Here is a 25976-nt window from a genome sequence, read left to right on the forward strand (position 1 = left end):
AAACATTCTGACAATCTGCCAGTTTTTCAAACAATATTTATCAGCGGCATTGCCTTGGCATAAGGCCGCATATTTTGTTGGCTGATAAATATAACTCCTGAAATCCCGGGCATAAATTGCGGATAGCCTGTATTCATATGATACATGGTTTTCGCCGAAATATGGCATAAGCGGCCGGAGCATTTTGCGACAAAACTGTTGAGCAGTTTTAGTGACACAGAATGCGGACAAGACAAATGCCCGGAGCGGTACAGTGTTGCTACCTCAACCTGAGACCGCTCTATGCAAAATCCTGCAAACCGGAGACAGCGCAAACTTTGCAAAACTGCGCGATCCGGACCAATTCACATTCAGGTTTGATCAACCTGATAGACCATGACTGGCAAGGCAGCAATGATTGCTTGTTTGCTGTGCCTCCTGATCTGTACATTGATTTTTCTGATCCGGTTCAAATCATCCGGACGAGGTTTGATAATAGATGAAAAGTGAACCCTTATCGGGCGTTATGCCCTCATCCGGCAATCTGCCTTCAGACGGGTTTAAATTATCCCGCACAGAATTTATTGCCCTTATTGCCGCATTGATGGCCATCAATGCGCTGGCAATTGATATTATGTTGCCCGCTTTAGCCGAGATAGGCTCAACCCTTGGGGTAATGACAGCCAACCACCACCAATATGTCATTTCCGTTTACTTGTTTGGTTTTTCAGTTTCGCAGCTGTTTTACGGCCCGGTCAGCGACCGGTTCGGACGCAAAAAACCCTTGCTGATCGGCGTTGGCATTTATGTTCTCACATCATTGGCCTGTATGTGGATACCTGATTTCAGCATGTTGCTCGTGCTGCGCTTTTTGCAGGGTATCGGAGCCGCAGCCACCCGCGTGATGACCGTTTCCATTGTCCGTGACCGTTATTCCGGCCGTGCAATGGCCGAGATCATGTCGCTTGCCATGATGGTCTTCATGATTGTTCCGGTCATTGCCCCTGCCACCGGTGAGCTGATTATGGTTTTTGCCGAATGGCATATGATTTTCGGTTTCATGGCGCTTTTTGCCTGCACAATCGGCCTTTGGGCCTATTTGCGCCTGCCTGAAACTTTGGCGGCAGAATATCGCCGTCCTTTCACGGCAAAATCTGTCATCAGCGGTTTTCGCATTGTGCTTGGTAATCGCATTGCCTTTTGCTACACGCTGGCAGCCTCTTTCATGCTTGGCTCGCTGTTCGGATTTATCAATTCCGCCCAGCAGATCTATGTCGGCATTTATGATCTGGGGCGTGGTTTTCCTGTGGCATTTGCTGCAGTGGCAGCCTTTATGGCGCTGTCTTCTTTCCTTAATTCACGCATGGTCGGCCGGTTTGGCATGCGCCGTATCTCACAAGTCCTGCTGATTACCTTTATCACGCTCAGCTTTTTGCTCTTTGTATTATCTGTGGCCTTTCAGGGGCCGGTGCCCTTCCCGCTTTATATCGTGATTTTTGCATTGATCATGTTCTGCTTTGGCTCGATAGGCGGCAATTTTAACGCTCTGGCCATGGAGCCGCTGGGGCAAGTGGCAGGCACGGCCTCTTCTGTACTGGGTTTTGTGCAATCCCTTATCGGCACCACCATCGGTATGCTCATCGGCCAGTCCTTCAACGGCACAACAATTCCGATGGCGCTTGGTTATTTCAGCGTCGGGGCAATTGCCATGGTCTTTGTGCTGATTGCCGAACAGGGAAAATTATTCCGCACAGTTTCCGCCTCGCCACAGCATACGATTGAAAAATAAAACAAATAAAGCCCGCCAATCTATGGCGGGCTCTTGTTATTTTTGCCACAGCGCCTGCTTGATAGCCTGCCAGCTTGCCTTATCAGGGGCAACAATCAAACCACCATCAACATGACCCGGCCTATAGGCGCTGCCATCAAGCCTGGCAGTATAGCCGCCCGCCTCCTGATGAATGAGATTGCCCGGCAAATGATCCCACGGCATCAACTTGTTATAAACAGCAAAATGCGCACACCCAGTGGCTATCACCCGATATTCATGCGCCGCACAGCGATAACCAAGATGTGAGAGAAATCTGGCCTGATTACCAGCCACCAATGTGCGGTCAGGCTCCGGCAAATATTGCCAGGATACACAACCCGTCATTTCTTTAAGCGGCGGCGCCTTGGCAACCTGCACTTTTTGTTCGCTGCCATCCGCGCGGCGGATATAGGCACCCGCACTTTTCACGCCAATCAGCCAGTCACGCCCCATCGGATCATAGATAATACCGGCAATCGTCTCGCCTTTAATATTTACCGAAAGCATGACACCGAACAATGGCACACCGGATGCAAAATTGAATGTGCCATCCACCGGATCAATGGTGAAAGCCAGCTCGGCAGAGCCAAGGCCTTCAAGCAAGGCCGGATTATCACTGCAAGCCTCTTCCCCCACAATCATCGCATTGGCAAAACGCGCCCGCAACGCAGCCGTAATCATCTTTTCTGAGTGTATATCGGCCTCGGTCACCAGATCGGCCGCTGAAGTTTTCCGGCGAATATCATGACTGTCCAGCCGGCGAAAACGCGGCAGAATTTCCGCATCAGCGGTTGCGGCAAGCAAATCAGCCAGCCAGTTAATTTCCTGACGATCAAACATATCAGCTTCCGTTATTTTTCAAGAATAGGCTGCTCCGGTGCCAGCAATGAGGCAAAATCAAAAATCTTGCGATCCAGCAAATGGCTGGGGCGCACATTGGTTAATGCGCGGATCATCGTATCCTTGCGGCCAGGCATGCGTTTTTCAATATCATTCAGCATGGCCTTCATCATATTGCGCTGCAAACCATCCTGACTGCCGCACAAATTGCAGGGAATGATCGGGAAATCCATCGCAGCCGCAAATTTTGCCAGATCATCCTCTGCCGCATAGGCCAGCGGGCGCAACACCAGCAAATCGCCCTCATCATTCAGCAATTTAGGCGGCATGGAGGCCAGACGCCCGCCATGAAACAAATTCATAAAAAAGGTTTCCAGAATATCTTCACGATGATGGCCAAGCACCAGTGCCGAACACCCTTCCTCACGGGCAACACGATAAAGATTGCCGCGGCGCAAACGCGAACATAAGGCGCAATAGGTCTGGGTTTCAGGCACTTTATCCGTCACAATGGAATAAGTATCCTGATACTCAATGCGATGTGCAATCTGGTTTTTGGTCAGATAATCCGGCAAAATATGTTTTGGAAAACCAGGCTGCCCCTGATCAAGATTACAGGCGATAAGATCAACCGGCAATAAACCGCGCCATTTCAGATCCAGCAGCAGAGCCAGCAGCCCGTAAGAATCCTTGCCGCCAGACAGTGCCACCAGCCAGCGATCACCCGGGCACACCATGGCAAAATCATCCAGAGCCTGACGGGTCTGGCGCAGCAGACGCTTGCGCAGCTTGTTAAACCCGACAGAAGACAGCACATTGCGAAACAACGGATGGCAGCCATCATTATTCCCGTCACTGTCCGGTGCTGTTGCATAATCAACCGGCTCATCAGCCGGCGCAGATACTCCGGACGCAGCCATATGCTCCTGCAAAGCTGTATCCGGCAAATCGCTCAAATTTTTGTTGTGAAGATTCATAAATATCTCAATCGTGCTGCATTAACGCCTTTACAGCATCGCATAAAGCGAACTGCCCATGTTCGCAATAAGGAAGGTGCCAAGCGACAATCTGCCCCCGCCCGCATAAAAACCATTTCATCAACTTTACGCAGATTATACGACATGGAGATGAAGCAGAAAAACACAGCTGTTGAAGTTAACCAGCGAGGTTAATCAAGAGGCAGATCGGGGGAAATAATCAGACAAATTGCCCCGCCACGATATTTTTGTCCAAAACCCGCAACAGCCGGCAAAAAAATGCCCTGCCGCTCACTTATTCTGGCGCGCAGGGCTTTGGATTGGGGTTCATCCCATTTTGCCGGTAGTCATTCGCCGGCAAGCTTTCAGAAATCCGCCGCAATGGCAGAAAATCTGCAGAAAAGTTAAATTGTTGTTTTTTCAATAAAACCACACGTCAACTTTCATTTGTAACAGCGCGTTCCGGACCGCAGATATAGCATTCAGCTATAGACTCCGAAACATTTAAGCCTGACAAACCCAAACCTTACATCCCTCACCCTGACAGGGCGGATATGTAAAATCCATCATTGAATATTTTCCCAAAACCATCTTTTCAGACAGTTTTATGAAAAACCGGCAGTTTCAGAAAAAACATGAATTTTCGACGGTGCAATACCGTCATTTCTGGTCAGGCGGACTCATCCTTCTATTCCTCCTGTTTCGCGGAACAGTGCAAGCTCCTGTGGGCTTTCACCCATCTTCAGCCGGTGGCTTTCGCCAAATCCTCCGCTTTTGCTGAAGACAGGTTCAGTGTGCGCCTGTCCTGCCCCTTCGTCAACTCACAGGTTTTCACATTATATTACAGCCCCCTTTTACAGCGGCTGCCACCAAAATATGAGGCGTAAAATTACATAAAATCCTGCTGGACTATTGTTCGTATTTTGTTCTATAAGTCTTATAAATTTGTGTGATGGTGTTTGAAACGTTAAAAATCATCAAAGCCAGCACTGTTTGAAATTTTGTGCATTCCTGACAAAGGATGCGTATGAATTCAGTTTTGCACCAACTGCAGGCACGATCTGATGAGCGATCAAAAATATATTTCCATTCGCGGCGCCCGTGAACATAATCTGAAAAATATCGATATCGACCTGCCGCGTGATCAATTAATTGTCATGACCGGATTATCCGGCTCCGGCAAATCCTCGCTGGCATTTGATACAATTTATGCAGAAGGGCAGCGCCGCTATGTTGAAAGCCTTTCAGCCTATGCCCGCCAGTTTCTGGAAATGATGCAAAAGCCCGATGTTGATCAGATTGACGGCCTGTCTCCTGCAATTTCCATTGAGCAGAAAACCACAAGCCGCAATCCGCGCTCCACAGTGGGCACAGTCACAGAAATTTACGACTATTTGCGCCTGCTCTATGCCCGTGTTGGTGTGCCTTATTCACCGGCCACCGGTTTGCCGATCGAGAGCCAGACAGTCAGCCAGATGGTTGATCGTATCATGGCTTTTGAGGAAGGTACGCGCCTTTATATTATGGCGCCCATTGTGCGCGGCCGTAAGGGAGAATATCGCAAGGAACTGGCAGAATTACAGAAAAAAGGCTTCCAGCGCGTTAAAATCGACGGTGTTTTCTACGAAATAGCCGATGCGCCGGCATTGGATAAAAAATACAAGCACGATATTGATGTGGTGGTTGATCGCGTGGTTGTGCGCGCCGATCTCGCTTCCCGCCTTGCCGACAGTCTGGAGACCTGCCTGCAACTGGCGGAAGGGCTGGCCATTGCCGAATTCGCCGATAAACCGCTGCCGCCTGAAGAAACCGCGGCCGACAGCGCCAATAAATCGAAGAATGACACCCATGAACGGGTTTTGTTTTCGGAGAAATTTGCCTGCCCTGTCTCCGGCTTCACCATTGCCGAGATTGAGCCGCGCCTGTTTTCCTTCAACAATCCGTTTGGAGCCTGCCCTGCCTGTGATGGCCTTGGCGCCCAGCAGGCAATTGATCCCAACCTCATCGTGCCCGATGAGAGCCTGCGCATAAAAGATGGCGCAATTGCGCCTTGGGCAAAATCCTCGTCCCCCTATTACAATCAAACGCTGGAAGCATTAGGCAAAGCCTATGGTTTCAAACTCACCGATCAATGGCAGGATCTGAGCCCTGAGGCCAAACAAGCCGTTTTGCACGGCACCAAAGGCAAAGAGATCACCTTTATTTATAAGGATGGCACGCGTTCTTATGAAACGACCAAAGCTTTTGAAGGCGTTATCCCCAATCTGCAGCGCCGCTGGAAGGAGACCGATTCCAACTGGTCGCGTGAAGAGATTGAGCGCTATATGTCATCTACGCCCTGCCCGGCCTGCGCCGGCTATCGCCTGAAACCGGAAGCTCTGGCCGTCAAGGTTGGCGGCATGCATATCGGCCAGCTTACAGAAATGTCGATCCGCAATGCTGATCAATGGTTCAGCACTATTGACCGGCAATTCAGTGAGAAACAGAATGAAATTGCCGCACGTATTTTGAAAGAAATCCGTGAGCGTTTGCGTTTTCTCAATGATGTGGGGCTTGATTATCTGTCACTGTCGCGCAATTCCGGCACGCTTTCAGGCGGAGAAAGCCAGCGCATCCGTCTGGCTTCGCAGATCGGCTCCGGCCTCACCGGCGTGCTCTATGTGCTGGATGAGCCATCCATTGGCCTGCATCAGCGCGATAATGCCCGCCTGCTTGATACACTGCGCCATTTGCGCGATCTCGGCAATACCGTGATTGTGGTTGAGCATGATGAAGATGCCATTCTCACCGCCGATCACGTTGTGGATATCGGCCCTGCAGCGGGTATTCATGGCGGGCGTGTTATTGCGCAAGGCAAGCCGGCAGAGATTATGAAGAATGCAAACTCGCTGACCGGCAAATATCTCTCCGGCGCAATGCAGGTCATGGTGCCGGCAGAGCGGCGCAAGATCAGCAAATCCAAACGCATCAAGGTTGTCGGCGCACGTGCCAATAACCTGAAAAATGTCACCGGTGAAATTCCGCTTGGCACATTCACAGCGGTAACCGGCGTATCCGGTGGCGGCAAATCCACATTTTTGATTGAAACCCTGTTCAAGGCCGCTTCCCGCAAAATTATGGGCTCACGCGAGCATCCGGCAGAGCATGACCGCATTGAAGGGCTGGAACTGCTTGATAAGGTGATTGATATTGACCAGTCCCCTATTGGCCGCACACCGCGCTCCAATCCGGCAACCTATACCGGCGCCTTCACGCCAATCCGCGACTGGTTTGCCGGCCTGCCGGAAGCAAAAGCGCGCGGCTATCAGCCGGGGCGTTTTTCCTTCAATGTCAAGGGCGGGCGCTGTGAGGCCTGTCAGGGGGATGGCGTCATCAAGATTGAAATGCACTTTCTGCCAGATGTTTACGTTACCTGTGATGTCTGTAATGGCAAACGCTATAATCGTGAAACTCTGGAAGTTTTGTTTAAAGGCAAGAGCATTGCTGATGTTCTTGATATGACGGTTGAAGAAGGCGTGGAGTTTTTCTCTGCTGTGCCGAGCATCCGCGATAAGATGGAAACACTCAACCGCGTTGGCCTTGGCTATATCAAAATCGGCCAGCAGGCCACAACGCTCTCCGGAGGTGAGGCTCAGCGTGTTAAACTGGCCAAAGAACTTTCACGCCGCGCAACCGGAAAAACATTATATATTCTTGATGAGCCGACAACCGGCCTGCATTTTCATGATGTGGCCAAATTGCTGGAAGTGCTGCATGAACTGGTTGATCAGGGCAACACTGTTGCCGTGATTGAGCATAATCTTGAAGTTATTAAAACGGCAGACTGGATTATTGATCTTGGCCCTGAGGGGGGTGATGGCGGCGGCGAGATTGTGGCCTCCGGCCGTCCGGAGGATATTGTTGCTGAGCCGCGCTCCTATACCGGCCGGTTCCTCAAGGAACTTCTGGAGCGCCGCCCTGACGGTAAAACCATCGCCGCAGAATAAGTTTACAAGAGTGCAGGAGCGGTTCCGGTAAAAAATAAAATGCCGAAACCGCTTCTGTCCCCGAACTGTCTTTGGCTAGTGCGTTTTTGAACGGAAACAGTCCGTGCCCAAAAAACGCTTTTGGGCACCGATATGCGCCCCTCTCAATATTTCAGCCTTTCAGCCTTTTCCAAACCTGTGGCAGCAATTCCGGCATATCTTCAGCAATCATACCGGCCGGTGCCTGCTCTGCGTAATATTCTGCCACTTCGCCATGCATCCACACGGCTGCACAGGCGGCTTCAAAACCAGGCATTCCCTGCGCTGCAAGGCCTGCAATAATACCACTCAAAACATCGCCCGAGCCGGCTGTTGCCAAAAGAGAATTGCCGTTGCTGTTTATCGCTGTCCGGCCATCAGGTGCGGCAATCACCGTATCCGCCCCCTTATAAACCACAATGCAATGGCTGCGCCGTGCAGCCTCGCGCGCCACTTCAACCTTGCCTCTTGTGGTTTTAACCAGCGCATCAAACAAGCGCTGAAACTCGCCCTCATGCGGTGTCAAAACCACCTGACAGGCAGCGCCTGCCACAGCGTTGAATAAATCTTGCGGTTCGTCTTTAAAGGCCGTCAGGGCATCAGCATCGAGCACCAACATCTTCAGCCCCGTTTTGTCAGCGCCCAGCACAGTACCGGCAAGCTCTCTTGCCCGTGCAAAATCACCAAAGGCAGAGCCCAGCACAGCCACATTGATTTTTCTGGCGGCTATAAACGCCTGCACTTGCTCATCAGTTCCGCAAGGTGCCAGCATAATACTTGTCAAATGCGCGGCATGAACCGGCAAAGCATCCGCAGGCGCCAGAACCGTCACCAATCCGGCACCGCTACGGGCAGCGGCTGCAGCACTCAGCCGCGCCGCGCCGGTTGCAGCCATTCCGCCGGAAAACACAGCCACATGCCCACGTCGGAATTTATGCGTTTCAACACTGGCCACAGGCAGATGCCTGCGCCATAAATCAGGCTTGTTCTCATAAAGAACAGGCTGAATTTGCGCCAGAACCTCCGGTGAAATACCGATATCGCACAGGCTGACCTGCCCGCAATATTGCCTGCCGGGCAACAGCAAATGACCGGGCTTTTTACGAAAAAATGTAACCGTATGCTGCGCCTTAAGTGCAACCCCTGCCACCTGCCCGTTTTGCCCGTTAACCCCGCTTGGCAGATCCACCGCACAGACAGCAAGGCCGGATTGATTAACCTTGGCGATACAGGCTGCAATTTTCCCGTCAACCGGCCGGCTCAGGCCTGCGCCCAGCAAAGCATCAACAATCAGCTCAAAGCCTGCAGTTTCAAAATTTTCAAGCGGCTCCGTTTCCCCCTGCACCGCCTGATAATCTGCAAATGCCTGCGCAGCATCCGTGCCGCCTTGCGGAGTGGCAACCGCAAAACAACAGATATCACGTCCGGCCATTTTTAAAAGCCGCGCAATCACATAACCATCACCGCCATTATTTCCGGTGCCGCACAAAACCGCCACCCTGCCATGCTGTGGCCAGATATGCAAAATTTGCTGACAAACTGCCGCACCGGCCTGCATCATCAACTGATAGCCGCCAAGCCCTCTGGCAATTGTCAATTTGTCTGCCTGTGCCATTTCCTGCGGTGTCAGCAATTCCATAGCCTGCCTCCAGCTTGATATAATCCTGCATTCCCATCACAACTCACAGGCAAATGCCTATTTTTTAGGCAAATAGTCTATTTATTGAGCAGCCATACTCTTTTTTCAAAAATGATATCTGCCTGCTGCCTGCAAAAATACGCTTTCACATATCTATCTCTGTAATGGCCGCCCTGTAAAATGCAGGATTATTGAAACAGCACAATTCATAAATTTTAAATAAATCAGCAAAATCAATATTTTATGAAAAAGCAAATTTGGAATAAAATTTCACCCGGTAAAAAAGCATAAAATTTTTCCATTCTTTTACAGATTTCGGCGCTTTTGGCATGATTTATGCTTGTATATTTGCAAAAGCTTGCAAGGGGCCCACCGGGAGCACACCGGTTATAAGACCCCGATCATGATAAACGGAGGCCGAATTCTGATGAAAAAAATCGAAGCTGTCATTAAGCCTTTCAAACTTGATGAAGTGAAAGAAGCCCTTCAGGACGTCGGCCTGCAAGGTATTACAGTATTGGAAGCCAAGGGCTTCGGGCGGCAAAAAGGCCATACGGAACTTTATCGCGGGGCTGAATATGTCGTGGATTTTCTGCCTAAAGTAAAAATTGAGGTCGTGGTTACAGATGATGCCGCCGATGCCGCTGTGGAAGCAATCCGCAAGGCCGCGCAAACCGGCCGTATTGGTGACGGCAAAATCTTTATCTCACATATTGAAGAAGTCATTCGCATTCGTACCGGTGAAACCGGACCGGATGCCATCTGAGCCTGAACCGGCTCTGAAGTATTTTTTGTCATATAACAGGAACATATCATGACAACCGCCCATGACATTTTGAAACTGATTTCCGACAATGATGTCAAATTCGTTGATCTGCGCTTTACAGATCCCAAAGGCAAGCTGCACCATGTTACCATGGATGTGGGTGTTGTGGACGAAGATATGTTCGTTGACGGCGTTATGTTTGACGGCTCATCCATTGGCGGCTGGAAAGCCATTAATGAATCCGACATGGTGCTGATGCCGGATCCTGCTTCTGCCCATATGGATCCGTTCTTTGCCGCTTCCACACTGGTTTTGCTGTGCGATATTCTTGATCCGGTAACCGGTGAGGCCTATAACCGCGACCCGCGCAGCACCGCCAAAAAAGCGGAAGCCTATGTTAAAGCTCTCGGCATTGGTGATACTGTTTATATCGGTCCTGAAGCTGAATTCTTTGTCTTTGACGATGTAAAATATAAAAACGACCCCTATAATTCAGGCTTCAAGCTGGATTCCAGTGAATTGCCATCCAATGACGATACGGATTATGAAGCCGGCAATATGGGGCACCGCCCGCGTGTAAAGGGTGGTTATTTCCCTGTACCGCCTATTGACAGCTGTCAGGATATGCGCTCGGAAATGCTCACCGTTTTATCAGAAATGGGCGTAACGGTTGAAAAGCACCACCATGAAGTGGCGGCTGCCCAGCATGAGCTTGGTGTGAAATTTGACACGCTTGTTGCCAATGCCGATAAGATGCAGCTGTTCAAATATGTCGTGCATCAGACTGCCAATGCCTATGGCAAAACCGCAACCTTTATGCCAAAGCCGATTTTTGGCGATAATGGTTCAGGTATGCATGTTCATATTTCCATCTGGAAAGACGGCAAGCCGACTTTTGCCGGCAATGAATATGCCGGCCTGTCAGAAACCTGCCTCTATTTCATCGGCGGCATTATTAAGCATGCCAAGGCGCTCAATGCCTTTACCAATCCGTCAACCAATTCCTACAAGCGCCTGGTTCCCGGTTATGAGGCGCCTGTTTTGCTGGCCTATTCGGCTCGCAACCGCTCGGCTTCCTGCCGTATTCCTCTCGGCAATTCACCAAAGGCCAAGCGTCTGGAAGTTCGCTTCCCTGATCCTACTGCAAATCCTTATTTTTGTTTTGCCGCCATACTGATGGCCGGCCTTGATGGTATCAAAAATAAAATCCATCCGGGTCAGGCTATGGATAAGGATCTTTATGATCTGCCAGCCAAGGAATTGAAAAAAATCCCGACTGTCAGCGGCTCGCTGCGTGAGGCTCTGCATAATCTCGACAAAGACCGCGCCTTCCTCAAGGCAGGCGATGTCTTCAGTGATGATCAGATCGACAGCTTTATTGAACTGAAGATGCAGGAAGTGATGCGTTTTGAAATGGCGCCACATCCGGTTGAATTTGATATGTATTATTCTTGCTGATACAACCTCCCGAAATAAAAAACCGCTTCTGAACCTTCCCCCAAAAGCTGGACTCCGATCCAACCTTTGGGGGGGGTTATGCACCTTAAAAAATAATTGAATCAAAAAGACAATAAATCATCACAACATATTGAATTATTTATATTTTAAGAAATAAAAAGCCGCATCAGAACTGCCTGATGCGGCTTTTTTCAACATATTCTGATCAGGTTTTACAGGGCTTTCACCAGCGCATCAGCAGCGCGTATTTCACGCTCACGCCACAGGCGGCGTGCCTTTGCCTCTTCATCCTCTCCCCAGTGTTCAATTGTCCAGTCTTCATCCACATGGGCAATTTTCCAGGCTGTCTCCACATCAATCTCACCTTTAAAAAGCGCCAGACCAATGATTGCAGAGCCGCATAATGTGGTCATAACATGCAATGCTGCCAGCGCCAGCGGATCACAGATCAGGCGCAGATGCGCGCCAAAGGCTGCCAGCGCCTCACGGGGCTGCGCCACATGCATCAGCCCTTCCGTCACCTCAAAATGCGCACCAAGCGATGCCGCCCAATCAAGCAGCGGATCCCAGCTTTCCCGCTGGCGTTGCGCCAGTTCCTTAGGGCTTTCAGCACGATAACAAAGCAAATCCGTGCCCGCAAAACGCAAAATTTCCTCCCAAACCGCCTGCGTCTCCGCTGCAACGCCATCAATTGCCGTATTAACCAGACGTGTCGCCGGCATATCGGCAGGGTCAATATGCGTCTGCTGACGAGCAAACTCTTCTGCCACAATTTTTGCCGCTGCTTCACTCGGCAGCACCAATTTATTGCGCAATGGCGTATTAACCAGCTTGCCATCAAGCAAAACGGCAAAGCCGCCTTCCTCATAGGCGTCCACTGAAACATTTTCGTAAAACCGCTTCGGCAACGGCGTTTGCATTTGCTTTTGCGCCCTGATCACCGGATCCGGATCAGACAACATTGCCTCATGATCAAGCCGTGCCTGTTCGATGTCTTCAAGAATATTGCGCATAAAATTTCCTGATATATTAAAGGATGAAAATTTGCATTCAGCGGGCAAGCTGCGCCAGAAGATCTGACGGATGCTGCAGAATAGCAACCGCCCCCGCCTCGCTCAGGCGCTCCGGCTTGTGATACCCCCAATTCACACCAATGGCGGTGGCCTTTGCGCTGCCAGCCATCATCATATCATATGTGGTATCCCCAATTACAAATGTCTGCGCCGCATCGCAACCGGTTTCATAACAACATTCCAGCACCATGGCCGGATGCGGCTTGGACGGACAATCATCAGCACAACGCGATACATGAAAAAACCGCTCAAAACCATGGCGCTCCATAACAGAGCGCACACCGCGGCGTGATTTGCCGGTCACCATGCCCAGAAGAATATTATCGCGCCCTGCAAGCGCATCAATCAATGCCGCAATTCCCTCAAACAAGGGCTCGTCAAAATCTGCCTCCTGTCTGATCAATGTGAATTGTTTTTTATATTGCTCAGTCAGATGTTCAACCTCATCTCCCATCGCAATACCGGAAAGCTGCGAGATTGCCACATTAAGAGTGAGGCCGATTATCTCCTGCGTTGCACTCAGACCAGGCACCGGCAAACCGGCCTTGGCAAAAGTCTCTGCCATGCAACGGTGAATAAGCCTGCCGCTATCCACCAATGTTCCGTCACAATCAAACAGCACCAGTTTCATTTTACTCATTTCTGCCTTGCTTATCTTCGTTCGGCATGATGCTCATCAAATTGCAGGGTCGCTTTTCGCACCGCAACCCGCTGCGCATAATTGGCAATAAACAAGCCGCCGGCAATCAGACCAAGAGCTGCAAATAATTTCCAGCTCATCGGTTCCCCCAGCACCAAACCGCTCAGCATAACGCCAAATGCAGGTATCAACAGCGCAAAATTCGACAATGCCGAGGCCGGATAACGCCGGATCATCCAGAACCATAGCGGATAGGTAAAAGCAACGATAAATGCCGCCTGAAATATAAAAGCCGCATAAGTTATCATAGTCGGATCACGCACCGCATCGCCAAGAACCGGCGCAAATGGCAGCGGCACAATAGCTGCCACCAGCAATTGATAGAGCAAGGTCTTTTCCGGCGCGGCATCGCTCAATGTGGTTTTTTTAATCACCAATGTGGTTGCCGCCCAGAAAACACTGGAAACAAGGCAGAGAATATCGCCATAAATTGCATATTCCCCCGGCATTGATAATTCATCGGAAAGCACCAGCACCACACCGCAAAAGGCCACAATCATACCGGCCACAGTCAGCACCCGCATCCGCTCCCCCAGCAGAAAATGCGCACCAATCGCCACCCAGAAAGGCATTGTATTCATCATCAAAGTGGAGCGCCCCGCACTGGTAAAATCCAGACCGGCAAAAATCAGCACAAATTCCAGCCCGAATAACAGGCCAATAACCAGCCCCGGGATCAATGTCCGGTCTTTTTCAAACAGGGCAATGCCGCGTAACCGGCACCAAAGAAATACCAGTATTCCGCCCGTCAACGCGCGTGCTGCCGCCATATACATCGGGTTAAAACCCTGATTGCCAATCTTAATGGCAACCTGATTCATCCCCCAGCTGATACAAATAAACAGCATCAACGCCACACCCGCTGCATCTATGGTAGCGCGGCGCTCATAGCCTGTTATCACTCCCCCAGTTCCGGATTGAGCTGCAGTGCTTGTTGCAATTTCTCCGCTTGCCCGGCTCATTTCATTCCCGCCCCGTCTCACCCCGGCCACCATATTCAGGCTTTATTTTCAAGTCTTTTGCCGGATTATTACGCTGCTCAATCCTGCTCTGTATCCTCATCAAAACCGAGCAGATTCCACGATTGCACCATATGCGGCGGCAAGGGCGCTACCACATCAATCACGCCGCCGCCCGGATTAGGAATGCGAATACGCCGCGCATGAAGATGCAGACGGTTCTGAATCCCCCCCGGAAAACTCCAGTTAATATCTGCCTCAAAATATTTGGGATCACCAATAATCGGATGCCCCAGATGCAGCGCATGAACGCGCAATTGATGGGTGCGTCCGGTATAGGGCTCCATCTCCAGCCATGCCAAATTTTGCCCTGCGGTTTCCACCACGCGATAAAATGACACTGCATGATCAGAATCCGGCTCGCCATGCTGGCAAACCCGCATACGGTCGCCATCAGGCGTGTTTTCCTTAACCAGCCATGTGGAAATCTTATTCTCGCGTTTGCGCGGCACGCCTTTTACCAATGCCCAATAGGTTTTCTTGGTATCACGCTCACGAAAAGCCTTGGTCAGCGCCTGCGCGGCGCCACGGGTTTTGGCCACCACCAGAACACCCGATGTATCACGATCAAGACGATGCACCAGACGCGGCTTTTCGCCTTTTTTATTGCGCCAGGCCTCCAGCATCGAATCAACGCTGCGCACCACGCCGGATCCGCCCTGCACGGCAAGACCGGATGGCTTGTTGAATACATAAACTTTTTCATTCTCAAAAATCAGCATTTTTTTGAGAACATCACCATCATGGCGGTCGCGTATGGTTTTCCCGGTTAAAGGTGCAATCTCATCCTTGTCCTGCCCGAGACCCAAAGGCGGAATACGCACAGCCTGCCCCGCCTGCAGGCGGCTATCTGCCCTGGCGCGCCCGCCATCCACACGAATTTGCCCCGAGCGCAGCAGTTTTTGCAAATGGCCGAAACCAAGCCCCGGAAAATGCACCTTGAACCAGCGGTCCAGGCGCATGCCTGCTTCATCTGTTTCAACTTTTTTAAGTTCTACGCCAGTCATATTCTGTTTATTCCGCTAAAAATCACAGGTATGATCGCGGCCATATAATTGCATGCCGCCTCACCTTTTGTTTGTTAGTTATGCTCCTAGAACATTTCATCGCGAAATGGAAACTTTTAGATCATCACTTATCCGGCCAAAGCAGCATTTCCTGAACTTGTATTCTGCAGTTTCAGTCACAAACATGCCGTTACAATTCTTGAAAAAGACTTCAGTTTTACAGCTTTGATTACTTGAAAAGGCTGTTATTTCACCAAATATTTAAATCCATTAAATTTCCTGACCGCGGCTAAAAATTAACTTTTTCAATAACTTATTCAAAACTATCACAACAAGTTACAAACTGTTGTAATTTATGGTCATTTTCGCACTTAAATTGCCACTTAGAGCCACCAGATTTTGTTGCAGTTTGAGGCAATCAGGATCATGTTCCTGCTGCCGCTGAAGATCAATATTTCAGACCGCAATCTGACTGGCGGATAAAATCAGTCAGTATTATTCCGGAGTGGCCAGTGTCTATTGTGCGTGTTTACTGGAGATCCCTGCAATATCTTGCTGCCGAAAGAACAGCGACAGCACTTATTGTGCTGGCAAATATTACGCTTGGCGTTATCGCCATTTTTGAACCGGTTCTTTTTGGCCGGGTGATTGATGCCATATCACAAAAAGGCGTCATCATCCCAACACTCGCCTTGTGGGCCGCACTTGGGGTATTTAACATTATTGCCGTTGTTCTGGTTGCACGCGGTGCTGACCGGCTGGCACATAAACGCCGCCTCGGTGTTCTTACCAAAAGTTATGAAGGGCTTATCACCATGCCGTTGGCATGGCACCAGCAGCGCGGCACATCCAATGCCCTGCACACATTGCTTCGCGCTACGGATACATTATTCACGTTGTGGCTGGAATTTATGCGCAATCACCTCACCACGCTTGTGGCGCTGGCAGTGCTCATTCCTACAGCCCTGAGCATGGATGCCCGTCTGACACTGGTGCTGATGGTGCTGGGTGCTATTTATGTGATGATCGGCCAGCTGGTTATTCAAAAAACCAAGGATGGTCAGGCAGCCGTTGAGCGCCACCACCACAAAGTATTTGAACATATCAGCGATACAATCAGCAATATTTCTGTGCTCCAGAGCTATAACCGCATCAATGCGGAAGCATCAGCCCTGCGCAATTATGCAACTATTTTGGAAAAGACCCAGCGTCCGGTGCTGAACTGGTGGGCGCTTGCCAGCGGGCTCAACCGCATGGCCTCAACAATTTCCATGGTTATTGTATTGCTGATTGGCGCTTATCTGGTTTCCAGGGGGCAGTTGCGCGTGGGGGAAGTTATCACCTTTATCGGCTTTGCCCAGCTAATGATCGGCCGTCTTGACCAGATCAGCAATTTTGTCAATCAAACCGCCTCTTCCCGCGCCAAGCTTGAAGAGTTCTTTACCATGGAAGATGCGATTGCCCTTCATGACGAGCCTGATGCCACACAGGATTTGCAGGATGTGAAGGGAGATGTGATATTTGACAAGGTCACTTATGAATTCCGCAATTCCGGTCAGGGGGTTTATGATATTTCCTTCCATGCCAAGGCCGGCCAGACTATAGCAATTGTGGGGCCTACAGGTGCGGGCAAAACCACACTGATCAATCTGCTGCAGCGTGTTTATGATCCGGTTGCCGGTCAGATTCTGATTGACGGCATTGATACGCGCAATGTCAGCCGCACCTCTCTGCGCAAAGCGATGGCAACCGTGTTTCAGGACGCGGGCATGTTCAACCGCTCAATTGAAGATAATATCCGCATCGGTGCACAGGATGCGAGCAATGAAGAGATTCATGCCGCTGCCAAGGCTGCCGCTGCGCATGATTTTATCCTGGCAAAAAGTGAAGGCTATGACACAATTGCCGGTGAGCGCGGCTCCCAGCTTTCAGGCGGTGAGCGCCAGCGTCTGGCCATTGCCCGCGCCATTCTCAAAAATGCCCCTGTTCTGGTGCTGGATGAGGCAACCTCCGCACTGGATGTGGAGACAGAAGGCATGGTCAAACAAGCCATTGATGATCTGAGCTCCAACCGCACCACCTTTATCATTGCGCACCGTCTTTCCACGGTACGCAATGCCGATCTGGTACTGTTTATGGATAAAGGCCATATTGTTGAAAGCGGCAGTTTCCATGAACTGGCTGCCAAGGGCGGGCGCTTCTCTGCGCTGTTACGTGCCGGCGGCCTGATTGCCGAGCAAAACGGGCTGACAGATGATATTGATGAACACAGCAATGTCACCCGTTTCCCTGCCAAGGCATCGGCCTAAGCCACATGAATCTAAAAATGATAAAACCCGGCTAACCACCGGGTTTTATTGTATTAAATACTATTTATCTCTGCTTGCGTTCAATCCGTAATTTTGCCCAATAATCAAGGCGCTTGCGAATTTCCCGCTCAAAGCCGCGTTCCGGCGGATCATAATATTGCTGGCGCCCCATTTTTTCCGGAAAATAATCCTGTCCGGAAAAAGCATCAGGCTCATCATGGTCATAACGATAGCCGGCATTATAGCCTTCATCCCTCATCAGCTTGGTCGGAGCATTGAGAATATGCTTTGGCGGCAATAATGAGCCGTTTTCTTTCGCAGCACGTCTGGCAGCCTTGTAGGCCACATAAACACCATTGGATTTCGGCGCGGTTGCCAGATAGATGCAGGCCTGCGCCAATGCCAGCTCCCCTTCAGGCGAGCCCAGATAATCATAGGCATCTTTGGCCGCATTACAGACGATAAGAGCCTGCGGATCGGCAAGGCCGATATCCTCCACAGCCATGCGCACCAGCCGCCGGCCGATATAAAGCGGGTCCTCTCCCGCATCAAACATCCGGCTTAAGTAATACAAGGCCGCATCAGGATCAGAACCGCGCACAGATTTATGCAAGGCTGATATAAGATTATAATGTCCGTCCTGTCCCTTATCATAAACCGGCGCACGGCGCTGCACGATATCCTGTAATTGCAGGGCGGTAAAAACTTCATCCGGCCTTGCAGCACGCCACACTTCTTCAGCCAGTGTCAGCGCCGCACGGCCATCGCCATCCGCCATACGCACAAGGCTGGCGCGCGCTTCATCATCAAGCGGCAATGGCCTGCATTCCGCCTCTTCCGCACGGGTAAGCAGCGTGGCTATGCTCGCCTCATCATGGGGTCTGAAGGTTAAAACCCTGGCGCGCGATAACAAGGCCGCATTGAGCTCAAAGGACGGATTTTCAGTGGTTGCACCAATAAGAATAACCGTTCCGTCCTCCATTACAGGCAGAAAACTATCCTGCTGCGCACGGTTAAAACGATGTATCTCATCGACAAACAGCAGGGTTTGGCGACCAGACATACGCCGAGCCCGCGCCGCATCAAAAACTTTTTTAAGATCAGCCACGCCGGAGAAAATCGCTGATATCTGCTCAAATGCAAGATCTGTCTGCCCTGCAAGCAGGCGGGCTATCGTTGTCTTGCCTGTTCCCGGCGGCCCCCAGAAAATCATGGATCCAAGGCTGCCCGAAGCAATCATGCGTGAGAGAATGCCCTGCTCTCCTGTCAGATGCTCCTGCCCCGTAACATCTTTCAGTTCACGCGGGCGCAACCTGTCTGCCAGCGGGCGGTTACGATCAGCAAGGGGATCTTGTGCAGATGAAAATAAATCACTCATAGCTTCACTTATGATAACAGGCTGGATTGCCTGTGCAAACCAGCCTTTTCATGAACAGCAATGCGCCATTCAAGCTTGTGGCACGTGCAATGTCCTGCACGCGCCATTTACAGGATTGCCGTGCAAATCAGCGCACAAACTGACGGTAAATTACACCATCCCGCTCAATATCCAAACGCCATAATGCGCTGCGTGCGGCAGAAACCGCTTTTAAAAGATCATCAGCCGTATTGATTGTTGCACCATTAACACCGCGCACAATATCACCTGCCATCAGGTTTAATGCCTGTGCGGGGCTATTATTTTTCACCCCTGTAATCACAACGCCGCGCATTGATGCAGCAAGCCGCAATTTGCGGGCAGTCTCAGGTGTAAGATCGCGGATAAGCGCACCTGCAAGCGGGTTGCGGCCGGTAATTTCCCGTGCAGGCGGCTCTTTTGGCGGCTGCGCCAATTTAACAGTCACCTCACGGGTCTTCCCGTCATTAAGCACAGTCATCCGCACTACTGTGCCAATGCCCGCTGTGGAAACACGATAGGCAAGCGCATCCGGATTGCTGACTGTTACGCCGTCAACCGCAGTGATAACATCGCCAATCCTGATGCCCGCCTGTGCCGCCGGCCCCTTCTCCGCCAGATCAGTAATCAACGCGCCCGATGGTTGCCTCAAACCAAGACCGGCCGCAATATCCGGTGTAACGGCCTGAAATGTCGCCCCCACATAAGGGCGCTCAAATTTATCATTGCCGCTTTCGGCAGATTTCACCACTGCCGCCACCATATTGGAAGGAATAGCAAAACCGATACCCACGGAACCGCCGCTGCGAGAATAAATTGCCGTATTAATACCGATCAGATGACCATTCATATCAATCAGAGCACCGCCGGAATTGCCCGGATTGATCGCCGCATCTGTTTGAATAAAAAAGTCAAAATCAGAAACCCCGACCTGTGTGCGTGATTGTGCGGAAACAATGCCGCTTGTCACCGTCTGCCCGACACCAAAAGGATTACCAATAGCCAGCACCAGATCGCCGACCTCCACCTTATCGGAATTGGCCAGTTTGATGACAGGCAAAGGTTCCTTCACATCAATTTTCAAAATAGCCAGATCAGTCGTTGCATCATTCAGCAATAGTTTTGATGAAAATTCGCGCCCGTCAGCCAGCGCAACCTTGATATCATCCGCGCCATCAATAACGTGGTTATTGGTAACAATCAGACCGGAACTGTCCACAATCACGCCGGAACCAAGCGATTGCTCAAAACGCGGTTTTTGCCGCAACTGCCCGCCAAAAAACTGCTCAAAAAACGGATCCCCCGCAAAAGGTGAACGCTGCTGCACCTTGCGGCCTGCATAAACATTAACCACAGCGCCGGATGTTGATTTAACCAATGGCGCATAAGAAAGCTGAATTTCACTACGCGACTGCGGTAACTGTTTTTCCGCAATTGCCGGTGTGCTGACAGCCGGCGCAAATAATGAAACCGCACCTGCAGCCATAAAACCGGCCAGCACTATCGCCACCCCGGCCTTGTAAATCTTGCCTATACGCCCCGATATGTTACGCGGATCAGCCGGTTGATGTGAAGTCATTCATTATTCCTTTTGCAGTGTAAAATCTGTTCTCTCATGCAGATAAAATTGCAGGATGCTCAGGCAGGAAAAACTCAAAACACTATTTTTACAGGCAATATAGGCCTTTAAAAAAGCCGGAAAAGTGGCACATACACAATCTTCAAATTAAATTATTGTAATAGAACAAGCCTTTACGCATACATATGAATTTATAGCTTCATGCAGCCGGCGGATTTTTTAAAATTTGAATGACATATAATTAAAAAAGGGGCCTGAGGCCCCTTTGATTTACAGTATCTGTTGCCAACAAATCAGGCTGCTTCAGCCTGTGCTGCTTCTGCTTCAACGCGTGCGCGATCTGCAGCACCCTTGGCGGTTACATCGCGCTCAACGAACTCGACAACAGCCAGAGGAGCATTATCACCAGTGCGGAAACCGGCCTTCATAATGCGAATATAGCCGCCATGACGATCTGCATAACGCGGTGCCAGAACATCAAACAATTTCTGTACCAGCTTCACATCGCGAATAGCGGAAATGGCCTGACGGCGGGCATGCAGATCACCGCGTTTGCCGAGAGTGATGAGCTTCTCAACAATCGGACGGATTTCCTTTGCCTTAGGCAGGGTTGTAACAATCTGTTCATGTTCGATCAGCGATGCAGCCATATTGGCAAACATTGCCTTGCGATGGCTTGCAGTCCGGTTCAGCTTACGGAGTGCTTTTCCGTGGCGCATGAGCCTTCTCCTTTAAAATCTATCTTCCGGTCGCAACCGGTCTCAATATTGATCTTCGTAGCGCTTGGCGAGATCTTCAATATTTTCCGGCGGCCAGGCAGGAATTTCCATACCCAGATGGAGCCCCATTGATGCCAGTACTTCCTTGATCTCGTTCAGCGACTTGCGGCCGAAATTCGGTGTCCGCAGCATTTCGGCTTCTGTTTTCTGGATCAGATCACCGATATAAACGATATTGTCGTTCTTCAGGCAGTTTGCCGAACGGACAGACAATTCCAGTTCATCCACTTTCTTCAGGAGAGCCGGATTGAATGCAAGTTCTGCAACCTGTTCCTGCGGAGCTTCCTTCTGCGGCTCGTCAAAATTGACGAAGATCGCAAGTTGATCCTGAAGAATACGCGCTGCATACGCAACCGCATCTTCACCACTGACAGAGCCGTTGGTCTCAACATTGAGGATCAGCTTGTCATAATCGAGAACCTGCCCCTCACGGGTGTTTTCGATCTTGTAGGAAACCTTACGTACCGGTGAATAAAGGCTGTCAACCGGAATAAGCCCGATCGGAGCATCTTCAGCGCGGTTACGGTCTGCAGGCACATAGCCCTTGCCCGTATTGACAGTGAATTCCATACGGATTTCAGCGCCCTCATCGAGGGTGCAGATAACATGCTCAGGGTTCAACACCTCAACATCGCCAACCGTCTGGATATCACCGGCTGTCACAACGCCCGGCCCTTCCTTGCGGACAACCATGCGTTTTGGACCATCGCCTTCCATACGGATAGCGATTTCCTTAACATTCAGAACAATATCGGTAACGTCTTCACGCACACCGTTAATTGACGAGAATTCATGCAGAACACCGTCAATCTGAATGGCTGTTACCGCAGCGCCGCGCAGCGAAGAAAGAAGAACGCGACGCAGCGCGTTACCCAGTGTCAAACCATAGCCGCGCTCAAGCGGCTCAGCCACAACTGTAACCTTATTTGGCGAGCCCTGGGTCAAAAAATCGACCTTGTTCGGCTTGATCAGTTCCTGCCAGTTTTTCTGTATCATGTGCTTTCCTTTAATTCAGCTTTGCCACTATCCTATCGTGACAACAGAGAGCGGAAACCACGCAAGGCCGCGAACAAAAGCCCGCGCCTTTGCGGCGGTGGACTGATTAGACGCGGCGCTTCTTGCGCGGACGGCAACCATTATGCGGAATTGGGGTCACATCACGGATCGAAGTGATGGTGAAACCGGCAGCCTGCAATGCACGCAATGCAGATTCACGGCCGGAACCCGGGCCACAAACTTCAACTTCCAGAGAACGCATGCCATGTTCCTGAGCCTTCTTGGCGCAATCTTCAGCAGCAATCTGCGCTGCAAAAGGGGTAGACTTACGCGAACCCTTGAAACCCTGTGCACCGGCAGAAGACCAGGCAATCGCATTGCCCTGTGCATCTGTAATGGTGATCATGGTGTTGTTGAATGTCGAGTTGACATGTGCCACGCCCGACGAAATATTTTTACGTTCGCGGCGGCGAACGCGTGTGGCTTCTTTAGCCATAATTAATCCTTCCAGTTGATCTCTACACCGCCGTAGCACCAGCGGCTACACCGACATGATCCTAAAAACCATGCCCGGATCTGTTCTCAGGCAAATTTTGCCTGCTTTATGCCCCGCAGGGCATATCTGCCAGTTTTCCGCATTCTGATAAATGAGAAAACAAATGCAGGCCTGTTAATGGCCTGCATCCTGACAAAATTACTTCTTCTTACCGGCAATAGCCTTTGCAGGACCCTTGCGGGTGCGTGCATTGGTATGGGTACGCTGACCGCGAACCGGCAAGGAGCGACGATGACGCAGACCGCGATAGCAACCCAGATCCATCAGACGCTTGATATTCATCGAAACTTCACGACGCAGATCACCTTCTACCTGATAATCACGGTCAATGGTTTCACGAATCTGCAGCACTTCAGCATCAGTAAGCTGATTTACACGGCGATCGTGCGAAATGCCGACCTTTTCCATGATTTCAGCAGCAAATTTAGGGCCGATACCATGAATATACTGCAGCGCAATAATTGTACGCTTATTTGTTGGAATGTTGACGCCAGCAATACGTGCCATGCGTTTTCTCCTGAATGAACCGCCGGAAAGCAGCCCTTTGTTGAGGGCAGCCTCATAATCAACGGTAGTTTAAAAAATTACAGCTGCGGCAATGCCAATGAAACATTGTCCGGTTAACACTGTAATGAGCTCTACCGGAAGCAATCCGCCTCTGCCCACAAAAAGACCTGTAAACATCAGCTAATAACACATCCGAAATCCAAGAGATCCACCGGAATCTGACGATTACCGGATCTGTTCTCTATGCCTGCACCGAACCACCGATACAGACAGCATAAAAGTGAACGAAACCGGCAAGGCGGTTGCGTCCACTCAAATTAAGCGAATTGATGATGTCTTTGACGGAATCGTGAGCAAAAGTCAACATCAAACACCGTCAACTCTCAAGGCTTATCACTTTATTAAGCTATATCAGGCTTTCCGCGAAAGGCCGTTGCACGCTCATTTTGTTTTTTTACAATTTGCGCCGGTAAATCCGGCCCGTTCTTAGCACGCAGATATTTTTAAAAAGTAAGAGCGCCGACCTGATTTTTCAGATCGGCGCCCGGCATTCAGCGCAATAATATTTGCCAAAATCAGGCCGGAAGCAGCACTTTTTCAATCTCGGCAGTAACCTCTGCCATTGGTGCCATACCATCAACTAGCTTCAATTCACCTGTGCCGGCATAATAATCAGACAAAGGTGCGGTCTTCTCACGATATTCAATCAGACGCTTGGAAAAAGCTTCCGGATTATCATCAGAGCGAACTGTTCCGCCGGCGGCGATTGTTTCTGCAACGCGCTTTTCCATACGCTTGATCAAAGCCGCCTCATCAACCTTCAGCTCAATAACCGCATCAAGCTCTGCATGTTTTTCCTTCAGCATAGCTGTCAGAGCCTGTGCCTGCGGTACAGTGCGCGGATAACCATCCAGAATAAAACCACCTGCACAATCAGGCTGATCAATACGATCGGAGACAATTGCATTGACAATCTCATCCGAGACCAGCTGCCCTGCATCCATCACCGCCTTGGCGCGTTTACCAATATCTGTTTGCGCGGCAACAGCTGCACGAAGCATATCACCGGTAGAGAGCTGAGGGATAGCATATTTCTCGGTGAGAATTTTTGCCTGCGTGCCCTTGCCTGCTCCCGGAGGTCCTAAAAGTATGAGTCTCATCTTGCCCGTCTTCCCCCACGAAGTTTGGATTTTTTGATCAGCCCCTCATATTGATGAGCAATCAGATGACCCTGAATTTGTGCAACAGTATCAAGTGTAACATTGACAACAATAAGCAGAGACGTACCACCGAGATAGAAAGGCACACCGGCAGCTGAAATCAGGAATTCCGGCACAAGACAAACAATCACGATATAGATAGCGCCAACCACTGTAATACGGGTCAGAACATAATCAATATATTCAGCAGTGCGCTCCCCCGGGCGAATACCCGGAATGAAGCCCGAATGTTTTTTCAGCTGATCAGCAGTATCCTTAGGATTAAAAACAATCGCCGTATAGAAAAAGCAGAAAAATGCCATCAATGCCGCATAAAGGAACATATAAAGCGGCTGACCATGGCCAAGGGCAGTCAAAACAGTGCTTGCCCAGACAGGCATATTTTCACTATTGGCAAAACCTGCCACAGTTGCCGGCAACAGCAACAGGGATGACGCAAAGATCGGCGGAATAACGCCTGCAGTATTGAGTTTCAGCGGCAGGTGCGAGGTTTCACCCTGCGCCATACGGTTACCCACCTGGCGTTTTGGATACTGAATCAGCAAACGGCGCTGTGCACGCTCTACAAATACGATCACCGCGATCAGCGCAACAGCCAGAATAATAACAGCAAGGATAAGACCGGTGGAAAGCGCACCGGTGCGGCCAAGCTCCAGCGTGCCGGAAATTGCCTGAGGCAGGTTGGCAACAATACCGGCAAAAATAATCAGAGAAATACCGTTACCGATGCCGCGTGCGGTAATCTGTTCACCAAGCCACATCAGGAACATGGTACCGCCAACAAGCGTAATCACCGATGTAATACGGAAAAACATACCAGGCTCGGTAACAATCCCGTTGCCCGATTCAAGCCCGACAGAAATTGCATAGGCCTGCACCAATGCAAGCAAAACAGTACCATAGCGGGTATATTGATTGATAACCTTGCGGCCGGCTTCCCCCTCTTTCTTCAATGCCTCAAGAGAAGGCACCACCGAGGTCATAAGCTGCACAATAATCGATGCCGAAATATACGGCATGATACCCAGTGCAAAAATCGCCATACGCGCCACAGCGCCGCCGGCAAACATATTGAACAATCCCAGCACACCCTGACTATGCTGCTGGAACGACTGGGCCAGCGCGTCAGGATTAATGCCCGGCAAAGGAATATAAGTACCAAAACGATACACAAGCAAAGCCCCGAGCGTAAACCAGATACGCTTTTTGAGCTCGGTCGCCTTTGAGAAGGCTGAAAAATTCAAATTGGATGCAAGCTGTTCAGCAGCCGATGCCATGAGATTACTCCGGTCTGTCGTACGTCAGAATCTCTGACGCCCCTCCCCAGATATGCCCATAGACAACAAGGCGCAAGTGGGCACA

General features: G+C 50.4%; 20 protein-coding genes. 5 read left to right on the forward strand and 15 right to left on the reverse strand.

What is annotated here, in order from left to right; translation table 11 throughout:
- The first annotated feature begins 505 nt into the window (after nucleotides 1-505).
- Entirely contained in the window at nucleotides 506-1768 is a 1263-nt protein-coding gene (locus ACSTTO_RS07090; RefSeq protein ID WP_439272502.1) for a multidrug effflux MFS transporter, read from the forward strand.
- A 36-nt stretch (nucleotides 1769-1804) separates the two neighbouring features.
- Here ACSTTO_RS07090 and ACSTTO_RS07095 read toward each other — a convergent pair whose 3' ends face one another.
- Complete coding sequence (locus tag ACSTTO_RS07095) at nucleotides 1805-2629, reverse strand: inositol monophosphatase family protein (RefSeq protein WP_439272452.1); 825 nt, start codon at nucleotides 2627-2629, stop codon at nucleotides 1805-1807.
- Between the two features lie 11 nt (nucleotides 2630-2640).
- Complete coding sequence (gene ttcA / locus ACSTTO_RS07100; protein ID WP_439272453.1) at nucleotides 2641-3549, reverse strand: tRNA 2-thiocytidine(32) synthetase TtcA; 909 nt, start codon at nucleotides 3547-3549, stop codon at nucleotides 2641-2643.
- Between the two features lie 1121 nt (nucleotides 3550-4670).
- Between ttcA and uvrA the strand changes: the two genes are divergently transcribed.
- Entirely contained in the window at nucleotides 4671-7592 is a 2922-nt protein-coding gene (uvrA, locus tag ACSTTO_RS07105) for an excinuclease ABC subunit UvrA (protein ID WP_439272454.1), read from the forward strand.
- Nucleotides 7593-7743: 151 nt separating this feature from the next.
- Here the strand turns inward: uvrA and ACSTTO_RS07110 are convergent, their stop codons facing one another.
- Nucleotides 7744-9249: an NAD(P)H-hydrate dehydratase gene (locus ACSTTO_RS07110; RefSeq protein WP_439272455.1), complete on the reverse strand. Its 1506-nt coding sequence runs from the start codon at nucleotides 9247-9249 to the stop codon at nucleotides 7744-7746.
- Between the two features lie 427 nt (nucleotides 9250-9676).
- Between ACSTTO_RS07110 and ACSTTO_RS07115 the strand changes: the two genes are divergently transcribed.
- Complete coding sequence (locus ACSTTO_RS07115; RefSeq protein ID WP_439272456.1) at nucleotides 9677-10015, forward strand: P-II family nitrogen regulator; 339 nt, start codon at nucleotides 9677-9679, stop codon at nucleotides 10013-10015.
- A 48-nt stretch (nucleotides 10016-10063) separates the two neighbouring features.
- Nucleotides 10064-11473 carry a type I glutamate--ammonia ligase gene (gene glnA, locus ACSTTO_RS07120; RefSeq protein ID WP_439272457.1) on the forward strand — a complete coding sequence of 470 codons (1410 nt, stop codon included), beginning with the start codon at nucleotides 10064-10066 and terminating at the stop codon, nucleotides 11471-11473.
- A gap of 212 nt (nucleotides 11474-11685) precedes the next feature.
- On the opposite strand, the gene ACSTTO_RS07125 is transcribed toward glnA, so the two are convergent.
- The 4 genes from ACSTTO_RS07125 to ACSTTO_RS07140 all read right to left on the reverse strand — a co-directional run bounded on the left by ACSTTO_RS07125 (nucleotide 11686) and on the right by ACSTTO_RS07140 (nucleotide 15272).
- Nucleotides 11686-12486, reverse strand: a complete 801-nt coding sequence (locus ACSTTO_RS07125) for an ATP12 family chaperone protein (protein ID WP_439272458.1) — start codon at nucleotides 12484-12486, stop codon at nucleotides 11686-11688.
- Nucleotides 12487-12523: 37 nt separating this feature from the next.
- Nucleotides 12524-13177 carry an HAD-IA family hydrolase gene (locus tag ACSTTO_RS07130; protein WP_439272503.1) on the reverse strand — a complete coding sequence of 218 codons (654 nt, stop codon included), beginning with the start codon at nucleotides 13175-13177 and terminating at the stop codon, nucleotides 12524-12526.
- 20 nt (nucleotides 13178-13197) lie between these two features.
- Nucleotides 13198-14208, reverse strand: coding sequence for a DMT family transporter (locus tag ACSTTO_RS07135; protein WP_439272459.1), 1011 nt, complete (start codon nucleotides 14206-14208; stop codon nucleotides 13198-13200).
- A gap of 77 nt (nucleotides 14209-14285) precedes the next feature.
- A complete protein-coding gene (locus tag ACSTTO_RS07140) occupies nucleotides 14286-15272 on the reverse strand; it encodes an RluA family pseudouridine synthase (protein ID WP_439272460.1) in 987 nt (328 codons plus the stop codon).
- 512 nt (nucleotides 15273-15784) lie between these two features.
- Here ACSTTO_RS07140 and ACSTTO_RS07145 point away from each other — a divergent pair.
- Nucleotides 15785-17581 carry a glucan ABC transporter ATP-binding protein/ permease gene (locus ACSTTO_RS07145; protein ID WP_439272461.1) on the forward strand — a complete coding sequence of 599 codons (1797 nt, stop codon included), beginning with the start codon at nucleotides 15785-15787 and terminating at the stop codon, nucleotides 17579-17581.
- 64 nt (nucleotides 17582-17645) lie between these two features.
- Here ACSTTO_RS07145 and ACSTTO_RS07150 read toward each other — a convergent pair whose 3' ends face one another.
- From ACSTTO_RS07150 to secY, 8 genes are all read right to left on the reverse strand, one after another.
- Nucleotides 17646-18959 (reverse strand): replication-associated recombination protein A, encoded by a 1314-nt coding sequence (locus ACSTTO_RS07150; protein ID WP_439272462.1) that lies wholly within the window; start codon nucleotides 18957-18959, stop codon nucleotides 17646-17648.
- A 127-nt stretch (nucleotides 18960-19086) separates the two neighbouring features.
- Nucleotides 19087-20463 (reverse strand): DegQ family serine endoprotease, encoded by a 1377-nt coding sequence (locus ACSTTO_RS07155; RefSeq protein WP_439272504.1) that lies wholly within the window; start codon nucleotides 20461-20463, stop codon nucleotides 19087-19089.
- 386 nt (nucleotides 20464-20849) lie between these two features.
- Complete coding sequence (gene rplQ / locus ACSTTO_RS07160; protein ID WP_439272463.1) at nucleotides 20850-21275, reverse strand: 50S ribosomal protein L17; 426 nt, start codon at nucleotides 21273-21275, stop codon at nucleotides 20850-20852.
- Nucleotides 21276-21317: 42 nt separating this feature from the next.
- Nucleotides 21318-22331: a DNA-directed RNA polymerase subunit alpha gene (locus ACSTTO_RS07165; RefSeq protein ID WP_439272464.1), complete on the reverse strand. Its 1014-nt coding sequence runs from the start codon at nucleotides 22329-22331 to the stop codon at nucleotides 21318-21320.
- Between the two features lie 106 nt (nucleotides 22332-22437).
- Nucleotides 22438-22827, reverse strand: a complete 390-nt coding sequence (gene rpsK, locus ACSTTO_RS07170) for a 30S ribosomal protein S11 (protein ID WP_439272465.1) — start codon at nucleotides 22825-22827, stop codon at nucleotides 22438-22440.
- 198 nt (nucleotides 22828-23025) lie between these two features.
- A complete protein-coding gene (gene rpsM / locus ACSTTO_RS07175; RefSeq protein ID WP_439272466.1) occupies nucleotides 23026-23394 on the reverse strand; it encodes a 30S ribosomal protein S13 in 369 nt (122 codons plus the stop codon).
- 575 nt (nucleotides 23395-23969) lie between these two features.
- The gene (locus ACSTTO_RS07180) at nucleotides 23970-24554 is read right to left on the reverse strand and encodes an adenylate kinase (protein WP_439272467.1); all 585 of its coding nucleotides are present in this window, start codon (nucleotides 24552-24554) and stop codon (nucleotides 23970-23972) included.
- Nucleotides 24551-25891 carry a preprotein translocase subunit SecY gene (secY, locus tag ACSTTO_RS07185; RefSeq protein WP_439272468.1) on the reverse strand — a complete coding sequence of 447 codons (1341 nt, stop codon included), beginning with the start codon at nucleotides 25889-25891 and terminating at the stop codon, nucleotides 24551-24553. The genes ACSTTO_RS07180 and secY overlap by 4 nt, the downstream gene beginning before the upstream one ends.
- Nucleotides 25892-25976: the final 85 nt, after the last annotated feature.

The sequence above is a fragment of the Pseudochrobactrum albidum genome (assembly GCF_051851455.1).
In the GTDB taxonomy this organism is placed as follows: Bacteria; Pseudomonadota; Alphaproteobacteria; order Rhizobiales; family Rhizobiaceae; genus Pseudochrobactrum.